This window comes from Curtobacterium pusillum (assembly GCF_007680845.1).
Lineage (GTDB): Bacteria > Actinomycetota > Actinomycetes > Actinomycetales > Microbacteriaceae > Curtobacterium > Curtobacterium pusillum_B.
In genome coordinates, this window is record NZ_VEIY01000004.1 from 157,611 (window position 1) to 174,259 (window position 16,649).

Annotated in this window: 21 protein-coding genes; 9 read left to right on the forward strand and 12 right to left on the reverse strand. The window is 72.4% G+C overall.

What is annotated here, in order from left to right; genetic code table 11:
- Positions 1–5 precede the first annotated feature (5 nt).
- The 3 genes from FS825_RS10880 to FS825_RS10890 are packed head-to-tail and all read right to left on the reverse strand — an operon-like array spanning position 6 to position 2,345.
- Positions 6–311 (reverse strand): EthD domain-containing protein, encoded by a 306-nt coding sequence (locus tag FS825_RS10880; RefSeq protein WP_144712838.1) that lies wholly within the window; start codon positions 309–311, stop codon positions 6–8.
- Between the two features lie 34 nt (positions 312–345).
- Positions 346–1,785 (reverse strand): dihydrolipoyl dehydrogenase family protein, encoded by a 1,440-nt coding sequence (locus tag FS825_RS10885; RefSeq protein WP_144712840.1) that lies wholly within the window; start codon positions 1,783–1,785, stop codon positions 346–348.
- On the reverse strand, positions 1,782–2,345 hold the full coding sequence (locus FS825_RS10890; RefSeq protein WP_144712842.1) for a hypothetical protein: 564 nt from the start codon (positions 2,343–2,345) through the stop codon (positions 1,782–1,784). Before FS825_RS10890 ends, FS825_RS10885 begins: the two co-directional genes overlap by 4 nt.
- 105 nt (positions 2,346–2,450) lie before the next feature.
- Between FS825_RS10890 and FS825_RS10895 the strand changes: the two genes are divergently transcribed.
- On the forward strand, positions 2,451–3,032 hold the full coding sequence (locus FS825_RS10895) for a TetR/AcrR family transcriptional regulator (RefSeq protein ID WP_144712844.1): 582 nt from the start codon (positions 2,451–2,453) through the stop codon (positions 3,030–3,032).
- Positions 3,033–3,048: 16 nt separating this feature from the next.
- Entirely contained in the window at positions 3,049–4,515 is a 1,467-nt protein-coding gene (locus FS825_RS10900) for an SDR family NAD(P)-dependent oxidoreductase (protein WP_144712846.1), read from the forward strand.
- On the opposite strand, the gene FS825_RS10905 is transcribed toward FS825_RS10900, so the two are convergent.
- Entirely contained in the window at positions 4,516–5,034 is a 519-nt protein-coding gene (locus FS825_RS10905) for a GyrI-like domain-containing protein (protein ID WP_144712848.1), read from the reverse strand.
- 73 nt (positions 5,035–5,107) lie between these two features.
- On the opposite strand from FS825_RS10905, the gene FS825_RS10910 reads away from it, so the two are divergent.
- On the forward strand, positions 5,108–5,470 hold the full coding sequence (locus FS825_RS10910) for a hypothetical protein (RefSeq protein WP_144712850.1): 363 nt from the start codon (positions 5,108–5,110) through the stop codon (positions 5,468–5,470).
- Here FS825_RS10910 and FS825_RS10915 read toward each other — a convergent pair.
- Both FS825_RS10915 and FS825_RS10920 read right to left on the reverse strand, forming a co-directional pair.
- Complete coding sequence (locus FS825_RS10915; RefSeq protein WP_144712852.1) at positions 5,467–5,910, reverse strand: ester cyclase; 444 nt, start codon at positions 5,908–5,910, stop codon at positions 5,467–5,469. The genes FS825_RS10910 and FS825_RS10915 overlap by 4 nt on opposite strands.
- Positions 5,911–5,944: 34 nt before the next feature.
- Positions 5,945–6,307: a DUF4267 domain-containing protein gene (locus tag FS825_RS10920; RefSeq protein ID WP_144712854.1), complete on the reverse strand. Its 363-nt coding sequence runs from the start codon at positions 6,305–6,307 to the stop codon at positions 5,945–5,947.
- Positions 6,308–6,415: 108 nt separating this feature from the next.
- Here FS825_RS10920 and FS825_RS10925 point away from each other — a divergent pair, with 108 nt between their 5' ends.
- The 4 genes from FS825_RS10925 (at position 6,416) to FS825_RS10940 (ending at position 8,678) form a co-directional block, all read left to right on the forward strand.
- Positions 6,416–6,949, forward strand: coding sequence for a TetR-like C-terminal domain-containing protein (locus FS825_RS10925; protein WP_144712855.1), 534 nt, complete (start codon positions 6,416–6,418; stop codon positions 6,947–6,949).
- 81 nt (positions 6,950–7,030) lie between these two features.
- A complete protein-coding gene (locus FS825_RS10930) occupies positions 7,031–7,174 on the forward strand; it encodes a hypothetical protein (protein WP_222126920.1) in 144 nt (47 codons plus the stop codon).
- 48 nt (positions 7,175–7,222) lie between these two features.
- Positions 7,223–7,804 (forward strand): cysteine hydrolase family protein, encoded by a 582-nt coding sequence (locus FS825_RS10935; protein WP_144712857.1) that lies wholly within the window; start codon positions 7,223–7,225, stop codon positions 7,802–7,804.
- Between the two features lie 4 nt (positions 7,805–7,808).
- Complete coding sequence (locus FS825_RS10940) at positions 7,809–8,678, forward strand: UbiA family prenyltransferase (protein WP_144712859.1); 870 nt, start codon at positions 7,809–7,811, stop codon at positions 8,676–8,678.
- Between the two features lie 22 nt (positions 8,679–8,700).
- On the opposite strand, the gene FS825_RS10945 is transcribed toward FS825_RS10940, so the two are convergent.
- A complete protein-coding gene (locus FS825_RS10945) occupies positions 8,701–9,864 on the reverse strand; it encodes an FAD-dependent oxidoreductase (RefSeq protein ID WP_144712860.1) in 1,164 nt (387 codons plus the stop codon).
- Between the two features lie 94 nt (positions 9,865–9,958).
- On the opposite strand from FS825_RS10945, the gene FS825_RS10950 reads away from it, so the two are divergent.
- Positions 9,959–10,708: a DUF4184 family protein gene (locus FS825_RS10950; RefSeq protein ID WP_186377193.1), complete on the forward strand. Its 750-nt coding sequence runs from the start codon at positions 9,959–9,961 to the stop codon at positions 10,706–10,708.
- 138 nt (positions 10,709–10,846) lie between these two features.
- Here FS825_RS10950 and FS825_RS10955 read toward each other — a convergent pair whose 3' ends face one another.
- Complete coding sequence (locus FS825_RS10955) at positions 10,847–12,067, reverse strand: acyltransferase family protein (protein WP_186377194.1); 1,221 nt, start codon at positions 12,065–12,067, stop codon at positions 10,847–10,849.
- Positions 12,068–12,158: 91 nt separating this feature from the next.
- Positions 12,159–12,731 carry a TetR/AcrR family transcriptional regulator gene (locus FS825_RS10960; RefSeq protein WP_144712866.1) on the reverse strand — a complete coding sequence of 191 codons (573 nt, stop codon included), beginning with the start codon at positions 12,729–12,731 and terminating at the stop codon, positions 12,159–12,161.
- A 95-nt stretch (positions 12,732–12,826) separates the two neighbouring features.
- Here FS825_RS10960 and FS825_RS10965 point away from each other — a divergent pair, with 95 nt between their 5' ends.
- Positions 12,827–13,741, forward strand: coding sequence for an SDR family oxidoreductase (locus FS825_RS10965; protein WP_144712867.1), 915 nt, complete (start codon positions 12,827–12,829; stop codon positions 13,739–13,741).
- Between the two features lie 267 nt (positions 13,742–14,008).
- Here the strand turns inward: FS825_RS10965 and FS825_RS10970 are convergent, their stop codons facing one another.
- From FS825_RS10970 to FS825_RS10980, 3 genes are all read right to left on the reverse strand, one after another.
- Entirely contained in the window at positions 14,009–15,307 is a 1,299-nt protein-coding gene (locus tag FS825_RS10970) for an NAD(P)/FAD-dependent oxidoreductase (RefSeq protein ID WP_144712869.1), read from the reverse strand.
- A gap of 103 nt (positions 15,308–15,410) precedes the next feature.
- On the reverse strand, positions 15,411–15,959 hold the full coding sequence (locus FS825_RS10975) for a dihydrofolate reductase family protein (RefSeq protein WP_144712871.1): 549 nt from the start codon (positions 15,957–15,959) through the stop codon (positions 15,411–15,413).
- A gap of 16 nt (positions 15,960–15,975) precedes the next feature.
- Positions 15,976–16,614 carry a hypothetical protein gene (locus FS825_RS10980; RefSeq protein WP_144712873.1) on the reverse strand — a complete coding sequence of 213 codons (639 nt, stop codon included), beginning with the start codon at positions 16,612–16,614 and terminating at the stop codon, positions 15,976–15,978.
- Between the last annotated feature and the right edge of the window lie 35 nt (positions 16,615–16,649).

The following is a 16,649-nucleotide window of genomic DNA, read 5'->3' on the forward strand; positions in this document are numbered from 1 at the left end:
GCGGGTCAGGCGGGTGCCACGTCGGAGAACAGCCCCGTGAACGTGACGCCGGAGCCGACGAGCAGGCCGAAGAACTCCTGCGCGGTGGCCGTGGTGACGGCCGCGGACGCGTCCTCGTAGCTGTCGAAGTACAGGTCGAGCGTGCGGTGTGCGGGGGTCGGGGTCCCGTCCTCCTTCGGCCAGACCTTCGCCGATTCCGCCCGACGAAGCGCCGGGAGCTGCCGGGCGAGGTCGTCGATCCGCGCGTACGTCGATTCGAACGCGGTCGGGTCGGCGGGGTTGTCGATGATGAGCGTGATCTTGGTGGGCATGGTGTGTTCCTTCCGGGGAGGGGTGGGTCAGCGGTCAGCGGCCGGCGGTCTCGAGGAGACGGAGCCAGATCTCGCTGATGGTGGGGTAGGCGGGCACGGCGTGCCAGAGGCGGTCGAGCGGCACTTCGCCGGCGATCGCGATCGTGGCGGCGTGGACGAGTTCCGCGGTGTCGGGTCCGACCGCGGTGAAGCCGACGATCGTGTTGCGGTCGTCGTCGATGAGGATGCTGGCGCGGCCCTGGTAGCCGTCGGCGTGGAGCGCGGCGCCGGCCACCGCTCCGAGGTCGTACTCGGCCACCCGCACGGTCACGCCGGCGGCCGTCGCGCTCGCGACGGTGTGCCCGACGGAGACGACCTCGGGGCTGCTGAAGACGACCTGCGGGACCGCGTGGTGGTCGGCGGTCGCGACGTGCCGACCCCACGGCGCATCGTCGACGGCCGCTCCGGTCGCACGTGCGACGATGACGGCACCGACCGCTCGCGCCTGGTACTTGCCCTGGTGCGTCAGGAGGACCCGGCGGTTGACGTCGCCGGCCGCGTACAGCCAGCCGTCGCCGAGCGTCTCCCCGTCGTGGTCGAGGACGCGCAGCGTCTCGTCCACCGTCAGCCAGGCGCCGGGCGCGAGTCCGATGCGCTCGAGTCCGAGGTCTGCCGTGTTCGGCTTCCGGCCGGTGGCGACCAGGACTTCCTCCGCGTCGATGGTCTCGCCGTCCTCGAGCGTGACGTGCACGGTGCCGCCGAGGTCGCGACGGACCTGGACCGGGTTCGCGCCGATCAGCACGCGGACGCCGTCGTCCTGGAGTGAGCGGACGACCTGCTCCGAGGCGTAGGGCTGCACCTTCGGCAGCACGCCGTCGCGGGCGATGAAGGTCACGGACGACCCGAGTGCGCTGAACGCCGTCGCCATCTCGGTGCCGACGACGCCACCGCCGATGATCGCGAGCCGCTCCGGGACGTGGTCGGCGGCGACGGCCTCCCGACTCGTCCAGGGTCGGGCGTCCGCGAGGCCGCGGATCGGCGGGACCGCAGCGCTCGTGCCCGTGGCGACGACCACGGCGTGTCGTGCCGTGAGGGTCTGCTCGGTGCCCTCGGGAGTCGTGACGGTCACGCTGCGGGTACCGGCGATGCGGCCGTGCCCGCGGACGAGGGTGATGCCGGCGCTCTCCAGCCAGGCGACCTGTCCGGCATCGTCCCAGTTCGACGCGAAGCGGTCGCGGCGCGCGAACACCTCCGCGGGGTCGAGCGTGCCGGTGACGGCAGCGGCGGCCGCCGGGAGGTGCTGGACGGCGCGGAAGGCGGCGACGTCGCGGAGGAGCGCCTTCGTCGGCATGCACGCCCAGTAGGAGCACTCGCCGCCGACGAGTTCCGACTCGACGATCGCGACGCTGAGTCCGCCCTGCACCGCCCCGTCGGCGACGTTCTCTCCGACGGGTCCGGCGCCGATGACGATGACGTCGTACTCGGCGCCGCTCACGCCCGGTCCGCCTTCGCGGCGCGCTGCAGCCGGATGGCCGAGACGAGGAAGAAGACCGCGCCGAGGATCGCGTACCCGCCGACGCCCGAGACGGACTCGGCCTTGGCGGACCCGAGGATGAAGCTCGCTCCGGCGAGGACGGAGATCCCACCGCTGAGGATCATGGGCCACTGACCACCGAGCTTCCGGCGCAGGATCGCGACGATCAGCTGCACCGCTCCGGCCGTGACCGCCCAGAGGCCCCACACGATCATGACGGCCGGCACGCCGGACGCGACCGCGAAGCCGAGCCCCACCGCAGCCAGGACGCTCAGGCCCATGTTGACGTACAGCAGCGGGGCAGGCCCGGTCGTGCGCGAGGCCCGGTGGTCGATGATCGCCGCGGCGACGTCGAAGAGCGGGTAGAGCAGCAGCAGCGTGACGCTCAGGGGGCCGAGACCGGCGGAGGCGGTGAGGATCAGGACGATCGCCCAGACGAGCTGGAACGCGAAGCGCACGAAGTAGAGGGTGCGCAATGTCGCCGCGATCCCCGCGGGACGGGCAGCGGTGGTGGAGGACATCGGGAGGCCTTTCTGAGAGAGCGAGCGACTGGTAGAATGACTAGTCACTCTACCCACGGTAGGGAGTCGAGCTGGGAAACGCAAGTGCGATCGAGAGGAGACGTCGTGAGCGGTGTGGTGAAGGTGTCGATGCGCGATCGACTGATCGAGGCCGGGAGCGAGTTGTTCACCGCCGAGGGGCTCAGGGCGGTCAGTGTCGACCGCGTGATCGAACGCGCCGGCACGACGAAGGTGACCTTCTACCGGCACTTCCGGAGCAAGGACGACCTGGTCGTGGCGCACCTCGAGCTGCGTGCCGAGCAGGAGCGCCACGGGATCGGCGCGGCGATGGAGCTCGCTGCGGGGGATGTGGACCGCACCTTCGAGCTCATCGCGGCGACCCTCGGGACGATGGCGTGCACGCCGGGCTTCCGCGGCTGCCCGTTCATCAACGCCGCCGCCGAGTACCCGGACCCGGAGAGCGCGGTCCGGCGGACCGTCGACCGGCACCGCTCGTGGTGCAAGGAGACGTTCGAGCGGATCGTCGCTCCGCTGCGCCTGGCGGACCCCGCGGGCGTGGCGGCGGACCTGATGTTGCTGCGCGACGGCGCGATGGTGGCCGGGTACCTGGACGGGGAGGCGACGCTCGCGGCGTCGTTCCTGCGCAGTAGTCGGGCGTTGACGCGTGTGCCGGTCGCGCGTCCGTGACGGCGTAGGATCTCGTGTGATCTCCGAGCGCCCCGACCCCAGCGGCATCCCTCCCGAGGACCTGGCCGTCACCCTCCGGGTCCTCGAGCAGCTGACCGAGATCGAGGAGGCGCACCCGGACTTCGTCCGCGTCCGCCAGGCGACGGCGAAGATGTTCAAGGCCGTGAAGCGGGCGCACCGCCTCGAGAAGCGTGCTGCCGTCGCCGACGCCGACCGACGCGTGATCGCCGCCACCGCCACCGGGGCCGCCGACCGGATCGACGACGAGACCCGCGGGGTGCCCATCAGCGCCTCGACGGCGGCTCCCACCGCCGGCACGCTGCTGAAGGCACGCCCCTGCTACATGTGCAAGCAGCAGTACACGGTCGTCGACGCCTTCTACCACCAGCTGTGCCCCTCGTGCGCAGCGTTGAGCCACGCGAAGCGCGACGCACGGGCCGACCTCACCGGCAAGCGCGCGCTGCTCACCGGCGGACGCGCGAAGATCGGCATGTACATCGCGCTCCGGCTGCTGCGCGACGGCGCGCACACCACCATCACCACCCGCTTCCCGCGCGACGCAGTGCGCCGGTTCTCGAGCCTGCCCGACTCCGCCGAGTGGATGTCGCGCCTCAAGGTCGTCGGCATCGACCTCCGTGACCCCGCCCAGGTCATCGGACTCGCGGAGGACGTGGCGGCGTCCGGCCCCCTCGACATCCTCATCAACAACGCGACGCAGACGGTCCGGCGCTCGCCCGGCGCGTACCAACCGCTCGTCGACGCCGAGCTCGCGCCGCTCCCCGACGGGCCGCTGCCCGAGCTGGTCACCTTCGGGCACACGAACGACCAGCACCCGCAGGCGCTCGCACGCTCGGTGACCGCGCACCCGATCCTCGCCGCCGCCGCTGCCCGCGCCGACGAGCTCACCGAGCAGGCCATGGCGCCGGGGTCGAGCTCGCTCGAGCGGCTCGCTGCCGGCACCGCGATCGACGCCGGCGGGCTCGTCCCGGACCTCCACGACCACAACTCCTGGACGCAGCACGTCGACGAGGTCGACCCGCTCGAGATGCTCGAGGTGCAGCTGGCCAACACGACGGCCCCGTTCGTCCTCATCTCGAAGCTCCGGCCCGCGATGGCGGCGAGCCGGGGACGCCGGACCTACGTGGTCAACGTCAGCGCGATGGAGGGGGTGTTCGGCCGGGCCTACAAGGGGCCCGGGCACCCGCACACGAACATGGCGAAGGCCGCGGTGAACATGCTCACGCGGACGAGCGCGCAGGAGATGTTCGAGACCGACCGCATCCTGATGACCAGTGTCGACACCGGGTGGATCACCGACGAACGGCCGCACCCGACGAAGATCCGGCTCGCGGAAGAGGGCTTCCACGCGCCGCTCGACCTCGTCGACGGTGCCGCGCGCGTCTACGACCCGATCGTGCGCGGGGAGGCGGGCGAGGACGTCTTCGGGGTGTTCCTCAAGGACTACCGTCCGAGTTCGTGGTGATCAGCGCGCCCCGGACCGGGTCTTGAACGCCAGCCGCGTGCGCCACTTCGTCTGATCGGGTTCGTCCGCCGGATCGGAGAGGTACTCCTCGAGACGGCACGTCCAGTGGTCCCCGTCGGGCTCGGTGGTCCGGTCCCACTCCAGGCCGGCGTCGTCACCCCACGCCAAGAGGGCGCTCGTCGCGTCGAGGAGCTCGTCGGGAGCCCCGACGTGCATCGTCGTGACGTAGGTGCCCGCCGGGAGCACACCCGACACGACGTCACCGGGCATGTCGACCTGCTCGTCGAGCTCCGCCGCGAGCGGGAACCCGACCTCCACGCGGAGGACGCCGGTCATGTCGATGACGCGGTAGCGCCAGAACGGCGGCCCGCACGGTTCCAGTCCGCGCTTCGCCAGGTACTCGGCCAGCCGAGGGGTCAACGGTGGGAGGACATCGGCCATCGTCTCCATCGTGACGTCGGCCGCGATCGCGGCGTAGTCCGCTGCGGGGCGCTCCTGGATCTCCGGAGTGGGCGACATGGTGGGACCTCCTCGTCCGGCCGTCTTGCCGGAACCGTACTCCGGCTGGTGCGGGCGGCCCTACCCTGGGTTGGTGCTCTCCCGACGTGACGCAGCGATCCGGCTCGACATCCCCCTCGAGATGGCGACCCACCACGGGATCCCGGCGCGCCTCAGCGAAGCCGAGCTCGACCGGATCGAGCAGGACCCGCCCGCGTGGCTGGTGCAGTCCCGTGCGAACCGCACGGGTGCGAAGAAGGTCTGGGTCCGCCTCGAGTGCGTGGTGTGCGGGTACGCCGAGGACGCACGGCCGAAGAAGTGGTGGCCCGACTGGGACCATCTGATGTGCGACTACCACGAGCCGTACCAGGCGCCGGACCCCACCGCGGGGCTCGTCCGGCGCGAGGTCGAGGGCATCGGGAGTCGGTTCATCGCCCTCGTCGACGAGCGCCCCTAGCCCCAGGGCGCCGGCGTGGGGGCGTCGGCCGGAGCGTTCAGCTGCGCCATCAGGCCGGCGAAGTCCTCGAGGTGCCAGGTGGCGACGATCTTGCCGTCGCGGACCTGGTGCACGTCCATGGTGCGCATCTCGATCCGCTTCCCCGTGGGCTCGTGCCCCATGAAGGCGCCCCGGTGGGTCCCGGACACGGTGTTGCGGACCGCGACCTTGTCGCCCTGGACGATGACGTCCTGGTGCTGGACGTCGTAGTCGGGCATCGCCCGGCGGAAGATCGCGATCTGCCCTGCCATGCCGGCGGGGCCCTGCGCCTGGCCGGGGGCGAGCGGGAGGTCCACCCAGTCCTCGGCCAGCAGCTCGTCGTAGACGGAGGTGTCGCCGGTGCGGAACGGCTCGTAGAAGGCGCGGACGATGTCGGCGGTGTCGGTGGGTGCGGTGTTCATGACGGGTGGACCTTTCCGGTCGGTGGTGAGCGGGCTAGACGAGGGCGAGGACGAGGCCGGCGACGACCAGTACGAGCGCGGTGGCGCCGTGCACGCTGAGCGCCTGACGGAGGGTCCCGCCGTTGGTGACGACGATGATCGCGTCGCCGATCGGGGTGATGGCGGCCGCGACGAGCACCCATCCGAACACGTGCGGTCCGGCAGTGAGGAGCACGACCAGTGGCACGATGCCGGAGGTGATGTCGCGGACGCCCTTGATGCTCGTGAAGGCGCGTCTCCGGTCCTCCGCGACGCCGAAGCCGGCGGTCGCGATCGAGGGCGCAACGAGGAACCGGACACCGATGAAGAGGATGAAGAGACAGCCGAGGACTGCGACGACGAGGGCTGCAACAGCCATGAGAGGGGACCTTCCGAGGTTGGCTAACGTTGTTCGGTAACGACGATAGCGTTCGCGCTGACCGTTGTCTACTGTTGTTAGTTAACGTCGGTCTGCTACGGTCGGGTCATGCCTCGCCCAGCCCCTGACCTCGACCGCCGCCGTGCCCGCATCGCCCGGGCTGCTCGCGAGGTCGCGGCGGCCGAAGGCTGGGACGCCGTCACGATCCGTCGCCTGGCTGCCGAGATCGGTGTGACGCAGCCGGTCATCTACTCCGCGTTCGCCGGCGGTCGGCAGGCGATCATCGACGCGGTCGCGCTCGGCGGCTTCGAGGCGATCGCGGACGCACTGGAAGCCGTGCCCGCCGAACCACTGCCGCGGATGCGGGCCTACCTCGAGTTCGCCTCCGGGCAGCCGCACGTCTACGACGCCATGTTCTCGATGCCCTCCGGCCTGGAGTTCGGCTCCGGCACCGGTCCGGACGCGCTCCGTCGTGCCTTCGCCGGAATCCGAGCCGCGTTCCCCGGCGGGGACGACACGGTTGCCGAGGTCGCGTGGGCCACCGTCCACGGGCTCGCCACCCTCGAGATCAGCGGGCGCTTGCCCGCGTCACGATCCCGTGCCCGCCTCGACCTCGCGCACCGGATGGTCGCGCAGGGCTGACGGCGGCGCGTCCCGTCCGGTGGTCACTCCGAGCGCCGACCCTGCTTCCGGTAGGTCGACGGCGGAACGCCGAAGGCACGTGTGAACGCTCGGGAGAACGGCGCGACGGTGACCGGAGGGCCGGCGTGGGCACCGCACATCGAGGTCGACGGCAACCTCATCACTGGGCAGAACCCCGCCTCGGGTGCTGCCGTGGCGAGCGCGCTCCTCGAGCGCCTGCGCTAGCCGGTGGCTCCCTTCCGCGACGCACACCCCACCTGGGAGGATCGATTTATGCCCACACCCACAGCACTCCTCGTGATCGACCTCCAGCGGGGCGTCGTCCAGGACTGTCTCGACCGTGACGGCGTCCTCGGTCGCGTCGCGAAGCTCGTCGACCGCGCACGGACGGCGAACGTGCCCGTGATCTGGGTGCAGGACCACGGTGACTTCGCGGAAGGGACCGAAGCGTGGCAGCTGGCGGCACCGCTCGAGCGCCGGGACGACGAGCCCTTGGTCCGGAAGGAGTACCGCGACTCCTTCGTCGGCACCGACCTGGCGGAGGTCCTGGAGGCGTTGCGTGTGGAGCACCTCGTCGTCGCGGGCGCACAGAGCGACTACTGCATCCGGACGACGACGCAGGCCGCGGCCGCTCGTGGCCTCGATGTCACGCTCGTGTCCGATGCGCACACGACGACGGACAGCGAGCACGACGGCGTCGTCATCACCGCGGAACAGATCGTCGCGCACACGAACATGTACTTCGGCGGTCTCCGCTACCCCGGACGCCGGTACGCCACGACGAAGCACGACCAGGTGACGTTCGAGCCCCTCCAGGAGTCGAGCGGCGGCACCAGCGGCCCGTCCGTACGCTGACCGTGTGACCCCCACCCGCAGGCCCTCCACCGCCCGCCTGCTCGTCGCGTCGTCCCACCCCGGGCCGACCGTGACCGTGACGGTGCTCGCGGCCGTGATCGCCGCCGCGGTCGGACACCCCTCGTGGCTCGTGGTCCTCGTGGCGCTGACGGTGGTCGCCGGCCAGCTCTCGATCGGCCTGGCCAACGACTGGATCGATGCCGACCGTGACAGGGCGGTGGGTCGGAGTGACAAGCCCGTCGCGCAGGGGCTCATCGCGGTCGGCACGGTGCGCACGGCGGCGTTCGGCACGGCCGGCGTCGCCGTGGTGCTGTCGCTGTTCCTCGGCCCGGTCGCCGCGGTCGCGCACCTCGTGCTCGTCGCCGCGGGTTGGGCGTACGACGCCGGTCTCAAGCGGACCGTGTGGTCGGTGGTCCCGTTCGTCGTCGCGTTCGGGCTCCTGCCCGTGGTCGCCGTCGCCGCGGGACCGGACGGGGCGTGGCCGGCGTGGTGGGCGCTGGCGACGGGGGCGGTGTTCGGCGTCGCGATCCACTGCACGAACGTGCTGCCCGACCTGGTGGACGACGCGGCGACGGGCGTGCACGGGTTCCCGCACCGACTCGGGCTCCGGGGTGCGGGGGTGACGGCGTTCGGCGCGCTCGTGGTCGCCGCGCTGCTCGTGCTCGGCGGGCAGGTGCTCGGGGATGATCCGGTCCGTGGTGCGGGGGTGGTGCTCGCGGTGCTGGGGACGGCCGTGGTGGTCGTGCTCGCGGCGGTGGGTGTGCGGCTGGTGGTGGCGGGGCGGGCGTCGCGGACGCTCTTCCGGCTGGTGATCGCGTCGTCGCTCGTCCTGGTGGTCGAGCTCGGCCTCGCCGGCGCCCGCCTCGTCGCCTAGACGAGAAAGCAGGCCACAGCGCCTACGCCCACCGCATCGCGTAGACCCCGGCCAGCCCGTCCGCGGTCGGGAGGGACAGGACCGTCCGGAGCAGCGCCTCCCGTCCGACCGCCCCGACCGCACGCAGCGGCCGGCCGAGCGCCATGTTGACCTCCGCCTGCCGCGCCGCTCGGCGCGCGACCGCCTGCCGCCGCCTGGCGTACTCCGGCCACGGTCCGGCCGCACCCGAGGCGACGGCATCGGCGAGGAGCGGGGCCAACTCTGCGGCGTCCAACCAGCCGAGGTTCATGCCCTGCCCGCCGATCGGGCTGATCTCGTGTGCGGCGTCCCCCGCGAGCACGACGCGCCCGAGGCCGACCCGGTCGGCCGCGCGTCGTCGGACGCGGAAGCCGCTCAGCATGGTGCAGGTCGAGGGGTCCAGGGCGACGCCGGTGCGGTCGGCCACGATGGACGCGACCCGAGCGGCACCGTCCGGAGACTCCGCCGCGAAGTCCGACGGCACCAGCGCCACGTAGCGCCGTCGCCCTCCGGGCAGCGGGAACGACTCGACCACCCCGGCGGGCCCGACGTCGACGAGGGCGGCCGTGCGGTCCGCCGGGTCCTCGACGTCGGCGAAGTCGCCCATGACGTACCGGTCGGGGTAGTCCCGCCCGCTCGTGCCGATGCCGAGCAGGTCGCGGGTGACGCTCCGGGCGCCGTCCGCGCCGACGACGAACGCGGCGCGGACGGACACGGGCGCCCCGGAGGGACCGACGCCGGTCGCGTCGACGTGGTCGCGGTGCCGTTCGAGTCCGGTCAGCGAGACCCCGACACGCAGCGCTCCGGGTGCCGCCGCCTCGAGGCGGGACCGCAGCAGGGACTCGGTCCGGTGCTGGTCGAGGGTCGCGACGTACGGGTGCGTGGCGGAGGCGCGGTCGAACGACAGGCGCCCGATCTCCCGCCCGCGGCTCCGGGCGACGCCGCTGCGGACCCGGGTGGCCTCGGCGAGCACGGGTCCGTCGAGTCCGATCGCCGCGAAGGCGTCGAGGGACGGCGGGTGGATGCCGATCGCGCGGGATCCGGTCGGTGCTGCCGAGCGGCGCTCCCAGACGGCGACGGAGACGCCCCGCACCGCGAGGAGTGCCGCCGCGAACAGGCCGACGGGCCCACCCCCGACGACGAGGACGTCGACGCGCTCCGTGGTCACGGCCCGAGCCTACGGGCGGCCGACCGCGCGCGGCACAGCCGGGTCATCCCCGCGGCCGAAGCGCACTGCCGCCGATGCCCGTCATGCTCGGGGAGTGCCCTTCACCGTCAGTCACACCGTGGTCGCCCTCGCTGCCCGACGCACGCCGCTGCCCGTCGCCGCGGTCGCCGTCGGTGCGATGGCGCCGGACGCGGTGCTCTTCGCGCCGTTCCTGCCGCCGTACACGTTCACGCACTCGTGGACGGGCGTCGTGACGATCGACCCGGTGGTCGCGCTCGTGGTGCTCGCCGTGTGGTGGTGGCTCGTCCGCCCGGCGTGGGCGGGTGCGGTGCCCGGGGTGCGTGCGCGACTCCCGGAGGACTGGGGTCGCCGTCCGCGGTGGTCGCTGCGCGGCGCGGTCGCGGTGATCGTCGCGTGCCTCGTCGGGATCGCGACGCACGTGGTCTGGGACGCCTTCTCCCACGATGCCGGCTGGGGTGTCCGGGCGGTCCCGGCGCTCCGGGACGACGTGGTCCCCGGGTACCCGTGGTGGGCCCTCGTGCAGGACCTCTCGAGTGTGCTCGGACTCGTCGCGCTGCTGGTCGCGGCGATCGTCTGGTGGCGACGACGTGCTCCGCGCGCGGTCGCCCCGCTCGGGCGGGCGTCGCTCGTCGTCGTGACCGTGGCGGGTGCGGTCGTCGTCCTGGTCGTGCTCGTGGTCGCCGCACGGGTCCTGGTCGCGGGACGCGGGGTGGGCCTCGTCGTCGAGGACCTCGCGTTCCGGGTGCCGCCGACCGTCGCGGTCGTCCTCGTGGTCGGAGCGGTGGTGCTGCTGCTGGTCGGCCGGCGTCGCTCCCGCGACTGACCGTCGGACTGGAGGGACGGGGCGGGGCCGGCCCGCGCCTCCCGTCCGGCAGACCGTCGGACTGGAGGGACGGTGCGGGGCGGACCCGCGCCTCCCGTCCGTCGGACGGTTGCGTCCGGCCACCGCCGGCCGCGCCGCTCAGGCGGTCGCGTCCGCCGTGTCCCGCGCTGCCCGGTCGGAAGCGCGCAGCCGGCGCGCCTCACGGATTCGAGCCCGCGCCTTCTCGACCGGCACCTCGACCGCGTACGCAGCCGCCACGGCCACGAGCAGTGCCACGCCGACGAGCCACACCTTCCCCCACGCACCGATCGCGAAGGTGCCGAGCAGGGCGATCACGAGCGGGTGCCAGAGGTACGCCGAGTACGACACGCGCCGGCCGAACCACGACATCGGCGTCCACGCCAGGGCCACGGACAGCGGGGACCGGACGGACACCAGTCCACCGATGAGGAGCGCCGAGATGAGCCCGGTCACCGGCAGCACCACACCGAACGACCACGCGTGCTGCGTCCAGTCGTCGTCGATCCAGAACTGGACCGCGGCGAGCAGCCCGATCCCGATCCAGGTGCCGAGGTGGCCGGCGACACCGGCAGCCCACGTCCGGACGCGAGCGTCGTCGAGGAGGAGCGCGAGCAGGCAGCCCGTCGCCAGCGGGACGATCCCGAGCACGGGGGAGAAGTACACGTCCGGTGTCGAACCGCCGCCGGGCGTCCGGTAGGTCATCCACGCTGCGAGGGCCCCGCCGACCATGACGACCCCGAGTCCGGTCATCAGCCAGCGCCGGTGCGCCCGGAGCGCGAACAGGAGCACGAGGACGGGCGGCCACACGAGGTAGAACTGCTCCTCCATCGACAGGCTCCACGTGTGCGCGAAGACGCCCTGCGTGGTGTCCCAGTACGAGCGGAAGAGGTTGCCGGTGTAGCTCAGGGCGATGAACGCCGCCTCGCCGGGGGAGAACGACGCGCCCTTGTAGTCGCCGACCCAGTTCCAGAGCAGGAGTCCCACGACGACGAGCGCGAGGAGCGCCGGGTACAGCCGCAGCAGGCGCTTCGTCCAGAACGAGCCGAGGCGGATCCGGCCGGTGCGACGGTGCTCCCCGAGCAGCAGGGTCGAGATGAGGAACCCGGAGAGGACGAAGAAGACCGTCACGCCGATGAACCCGCCCTCGAACTGCGGGACGTGCAGGTGGTAGAGGATCACGATGAGGATCGCCACCGTGCGGAGGCCGTCGAGCGCCGGCGCGCGGTGGGTCAGCGGCGGCGGCGGGGTCGCCCGTGCGCGTGCGGGTGCTTCCCCGGTGGTGCCGGTCGCCTCGGTGGTGCCGGCGGTCTGCTCCGGCGAGAGCGCGGTGGTCGCCACGGACGCCTCCTGCGAGATCTGGTCGATGTCGTCCGGACGCGGTGGTCCGGTGGGGTGCGTTCCAGGATGCTCGCGGAAGGTAAGAGGGCCCTCAACGACCGGGGTGCACGAACGCGGTGAGGGCGGCGAGGCGCTCGGAGGCGATCGCGCCGAAGGGTCGGTCCTCGCCGGCCGCGATCCACTGCGCGAAGGACAGGTGGAAGACCGTGACGGCCGTCTCGGCGGCGATCGTGGCGGCCGGTTCGTCGACCCCGCGTTCGCGGAGGACCTCACCGAGCCGGACCTTCAGCGACTGGAGCTTGCCGAGTTCCCGTTCGCCGAGTGCGGGGTTGGCGTCGATGATGCCCTGGCGGGCGCGGGACCACGGGCGCCGTTCCTCGGGGAAGAAGGCGCCGGCGGCGTCGAGCGCGAGCCGGACGAGCTCGAAGGGCCGGGCATCGGCGGGGGCGGCCTGGATCGGGCCGGTGAACATGCCGAGGAAGTCGTCCTGGCCGGCGAACAGCACCTCGCGCTTGTCGGCGAAGTGCCGGAAGAAGGTGCGCTCGGTGACCTCGGCCGTCGCGGCGATCTCGGCGACGGTGGTCTGGTCGTACCCCTGCGTCGCGAAGAGCTGCAGCGCGGTCGCCTGCAGCCGTTCACGGGTTCCGGGTTGCCAACGAGCCATGTACCGAGTCTACTGATGACAGTGCATGACATCGAGTGCTAGCGTGATGTCAGTTCATGACATCAACGTCGTGGACACCTGTGAAGGGAAAGCTCATGCACGTGTTCGTCACCGGGGCCTCCGGCTGGATCGGCTCCCACACCGTCGACGACCTCCTCGCCGTCGGCCACACCGTCACCGGCCTCGCCCGCTCAGACGCATCGGCGGCCGCCCTCGAGGCGAAGGGCGTCACCGTCCTCCGCGGCGACCTCGACGACCTCGACGCCATCCGCCGCGGGGCCGAGGGCTCCGAGGGTGTGCTGCACCTCGCCAACAAGCACGACTGGGCGAACCCGGTCGCCACCAACGCCAGCGAGCGCGCCGCCGTCGAGACGATCGGTTCGGCGCTGGTCGGCACCGATCGCCCGTTCGTCGTCGCCTCGGGTGTCGCCGGGCTCGCACAGGGGCGGCCGTCCACCGAGGAGGACGCCAACCCGTTCGTCGGCCCGGACAGCATGCGCGGCGGCAGCGAGAACCGCGGGTTCGACTTCGTCGAGCAGGGCGTCCGGACGATCGCCGCCCGGTTCAGCCCGACGACGCACGGCACCGGCGACCACGGCTTCATCGCGGCGATTGTCGGCGCGGCCCGCTCCACCGGTGTCTCCGGCTACGTCGGCGACGGGACGAACCACTGGGCCGCGGTCCACGTCACCGATGCCGCACGACTCGTCCGGCTCGGGCTCGAGCAGGCGCCGGCTGGCACGCGCCTCCACGCCGTCGCCGAGAGCGGGATCCCGACCCGGGCGATCGCGGTGGCCATCGGCGAGGGACTCGGGCTGCCCGTGACCTCGGTGGACCCGGCCGACGCCGAGCGCCACTTCGGGTTCATCGGCCGGTTCTTCGGCATGGAGATGTCGGCGACGTCGGACCGTACGCGGGAGCTCCTCGGGTGGGAGCCCACCGGCCCGGGGCTGCTCGAGGACATCGCTGCCGGCGCGTACTTCGACGTGGCGGCGGCCCGCCGGGCGTAGGCGGCGCGGGGGGCGCCGCGCGGGGGCGGGCGCGGGGCCGGCGCGGGGCCGGGCTGCCGGTTCCGCGACACTCCACCCGTCGATCGACGCGTGCGACGTCGGAACATGCACACGCAGCGCATCCGTGCGCATCCTCCGACACGGCACGCGTCGATCGACACGCGCAATGTCGCAGACGCGTCCCGAACGCGCGCCCGGGACCCGCGCCGCGGCCGGGAGGCGCCCCGCCCCCGCGGCGCGCCCCCGCCCCGCGCCCCCAGCCCGGCGCTACTCCGCCTTCTGCATCTGCCACGGCTCCGGCTCGCGGTCGCCGTTCGGCCGCACGGGCCGGACGTCGCCGACGATCGGGATCGCCCGCTTCCGCATGAACCACAGGTAGCGCACGAAGAAGTGCGACAGCGTCGACAGCCGGTTGCCGTTGCCGAGGAGCGACGCGATGTGCACCGCGACCCATGCCGCCCACGCCACCGGCCCGACCATCGTGATCCCGCCACGGAGCTGCGCGACCGCGGCGTTCGTGCCGATCGTCGCCATGGTGCCCTTGTCGAAGTACTTGAAGTGCTCGGTCGGCTTGCCCTCGAGCAGGCGCTTGATCTGCCGCGCCGAGTGGCGTCCGCCCTGCAGTGCGGGCTGGGCGAGCTGCGCGAGGGCGTCGTCCTGCGCGGCGATGTCGCCGGCGGAGAAGATGCGCTCGACGCCCTTCACGCTGAGGTCGTCGTTCACCTGGATGCGCCCACCGGAGGTCTGCGGCATGCCCCAGCCCGAGACCTCCTTGTGGGCGGCGACGCCGGTGGCCCAGATGACCTGCGACGCGGGGATGAACTCACCCGAGGCGGTCATCACGCCGTCCGGCTTCACCTCGGACACGCCGGTGTTGAGCCGCAGCACGACCCCGCGCTTCCGCAGGACCTTCGCCGCGTACCGACGCAGTCGCGGTGCGAACGGCTTGAGGAGCTCACCGCTCCGGTGCACGAGGGTGATCGAGATGTTGCCGCGCTCGATCTCCGGGTAGGCGCCGACGAGTGCCTGGTCGCGGAGCTCCGCGAGCGCGCCGGCCATCTCGACGCCGGTCGCCCCGCCGCCGACGATGACGATCTTGATCTCGTCGGGGCCCTGCTTCGCCGCAGCCTGCTCGAGGCGGGTGAAGAGCTCGTCGCGGATCCGGAGCGCCTGGGAGCGGGAGTACATCGAGTACGCGTACTCGTACGCACCCGGTGTGCCGAAGTAGCTCGTGTTCACGCCGTTCGCGAGGATCAGCCAGTCGTAGTGCAGGTGCTCCCCGTCGGACATCTCCGCGACGCGCTGGTCGGTGTCGATGCCGGTGAGCAGGCCGTGCCGGAACTCGGCGTTCGCCTGCTTCGCCCGGAGGCTCCGGAGGAAGTACGTCACGTCGCCGGCGTTCAGCCCGCCCGTTGCCACCTGGTACATGAGGGGCTGGAACATGTTGTAGACGTGACGGTCGACCAGGGTGACCCGCACCGGCGCATCGGCGAGCTCGCGCATGGCGGCGACACCGGCGAATCCACCGCCGACGATGACGACGTGCGGGCGGGTGTCCTGGGGCATGCTGATCCGGCTTTCCTCTGGTGGCGAGATGGTCACCACCGAGGGTACGCGCGGTTGGGTGCCCCGTCTGACGGGCAGGGACGGGAGGCGCGGTGCGGCTCCGTCAGGCGTCGAGCCGCGCGTAGGTGCTCAGGACGTTGCCCTTGCTCGTCACGGTGCTCTCGACCAGCCGCAGGCGCGTGGGCGGGTCCGTCGGCTCGAAGAGCTTCCGGCCGGCACCGGCGATCGCCGGGTGCACCATGAGCTGCAGTTCGTCGAGGAGCCCGGCGAACAAGAGGTGCCGGACGACCGTGATGCTCCCGCACACGGCGATGTCGGCACCGTCCTGCTCCCGGAGGTCCCGGACGAAGTCGTCCAGGTCGCCCGTGATCCGCGTGCTGTTCTCCCACGCCAGGTCGTCGCCGAGCGTGGTCGAGGCCACGTACTTCGGCATCGGGTTGATCCACTGCCCGAAGCCGTCCTCGGGGTGGGCCGGCCACCACTCGGCCCACTCGAGGTAGCTGTTCCGCCCGAGGAGCACGGTGTCGGTCCGGGACATGAACGCGCCCATCCCGGCGCCGAGCTCGTCGTCGAAGCTGTCGTACTGGAACTTGTACGGCTCGTCCACGACGGTGTCGACGGAGGTGAACAGGCCCGCGGTGACCTTGCGCATGCCCGGAGCGTAGCGCTCAGCTGTTCGAAGCGGAACCGCTCGTGTCCGAACCTGTACCCGTGCCGGTGCCCGTGCCCGTCCCGGTGCCGGTACCCGTCCCGGTGCCGCCCTGCGTGCCGTTGCCCGGGAACTGTCCGGTGCCGCCGCCGGGGAACTGGTTCGTCCCGCCGTTCGTGCCCGGCACCTGCGTGGTCGACGTGCTCGTGTGCGCGCCGATCGCGTGGCCGATGGCGAACCCGATGCCGCCGCCGACCAGGAGTGCCGCGATCCCGACGGCCACCGCGACCACGGGCCAGAACCACGGGGGCTTCGGTCCGCTCTTGCGCTTCGTGGTGCCCGCCGACCCGTACCACGGGGTCGCGCCGGCCGGGGCCGCTGCGTTCCACGAACCGGAGTGCGCGGACTGCTGGAAGTACGGGTTCTGCTGCGCGTACGGGTTCTGTTGTGCCGAGGGGTTCTGCGCGCCCCACGGGTCAGCGGAGGCGGGGGCCGGGGCGTCGAGCGTCGCGGTCGAGGTCGGCGTCGGAGCTGCTCCCCAGCCGGCCGGGCTGGGCGCGTACGTGGGAGCGGGCTCGGCGGACGGGGTCGGCGTCGTGGTGTGGGCCACGGACGCGTCGTCGCGATCCGCGGGGCCCGTGGGGGAGGTGTCGGTCATGGGGACGAGTGCACACCGCTTCCCTATGCGCCGGC

Coding starts and splice junctions, on each gene's coding strand:
- FS825_RS10880 (WP_144712838.1), bottom strand. CDS start 311: ATGCCCACCAAGATCACGCTCATCATCGACAACCCCGCCGACCCGACC.
- FS825_RS10890 (WP_144712842.1), bottom strand. CDS start 2,345: ATGTCCTCCACCACCGCTGCCCGTCCCGCGGGGATCGCGGCGACATTG.
- FS825_RS10905 (WP_144712848.1), bottom strand. CDS start 5,034: ATGTCGCCCACTCCGGAGATCCAGGAGCGCCCCGCAGCGGACTACGCC.
- FS825_RS10915 (WP_144712852.1), bottom strand. CDS start 5,910: ATGAACACCGCACCCACCGACACCGCCGACATCGTCCGCGCCTTCTAC.
- FS825_RS10920 (WP_144712854.1), bottom strand. CDS start 6,307: ATGGCTGTTGCAGCCCTCGTCGTCGCAGTCCTCGGCTGTCTCTTCATC.
- FS825_RS10925 (WP_144712855.1), top strand. CDS start 6,416: ATGCCTCGCCCAGCCCCTGACCTCGACCGCCGCCGTGCCCGCATCGCC.
- FS825_RS10935 (WP_144712857.1), top strand. CDS start 7,223: ATGCCCACACCCACAGCACTCCTCGTGATCGACCTCCAGCGGGGCGTC.
- FS825_RS10960 (WP_144712866.1), bottom strand. CDS start 12,731: ATGGCTCGTTGGCAACCCGGAACCCGTGAACGGCTGCAGGCGACCGCG.
- FS825_RS10965 (WP_144712867.1), top strand. CDS start 12,827: ATGCACGTGTTCGTCACCGGGGCCTCCGGCTGGATCGGCTCCCACACC.
- FS825_RS10970 (WP_144712869.1), bottom strand. CDS start 15,307: ATGCCCCAGGACACCCGCCCGCACGTCGTCATCGTCGGCGGTGGATTC.
- FS825_RS10975 (WP_144712871.1), bottom strand. CDS start 15,959: ATGCGCAAGGTCACCGCGGGCCTGTTCACCTCCGTCGACACCGTCGTG.
- FS825_RS10980 (WP_144712873.1), bottom strand. CDS start 16,614: ATGACCGACACCTCCCCCACGGGCCCCGCGGATCGCGACGACGCGTCC.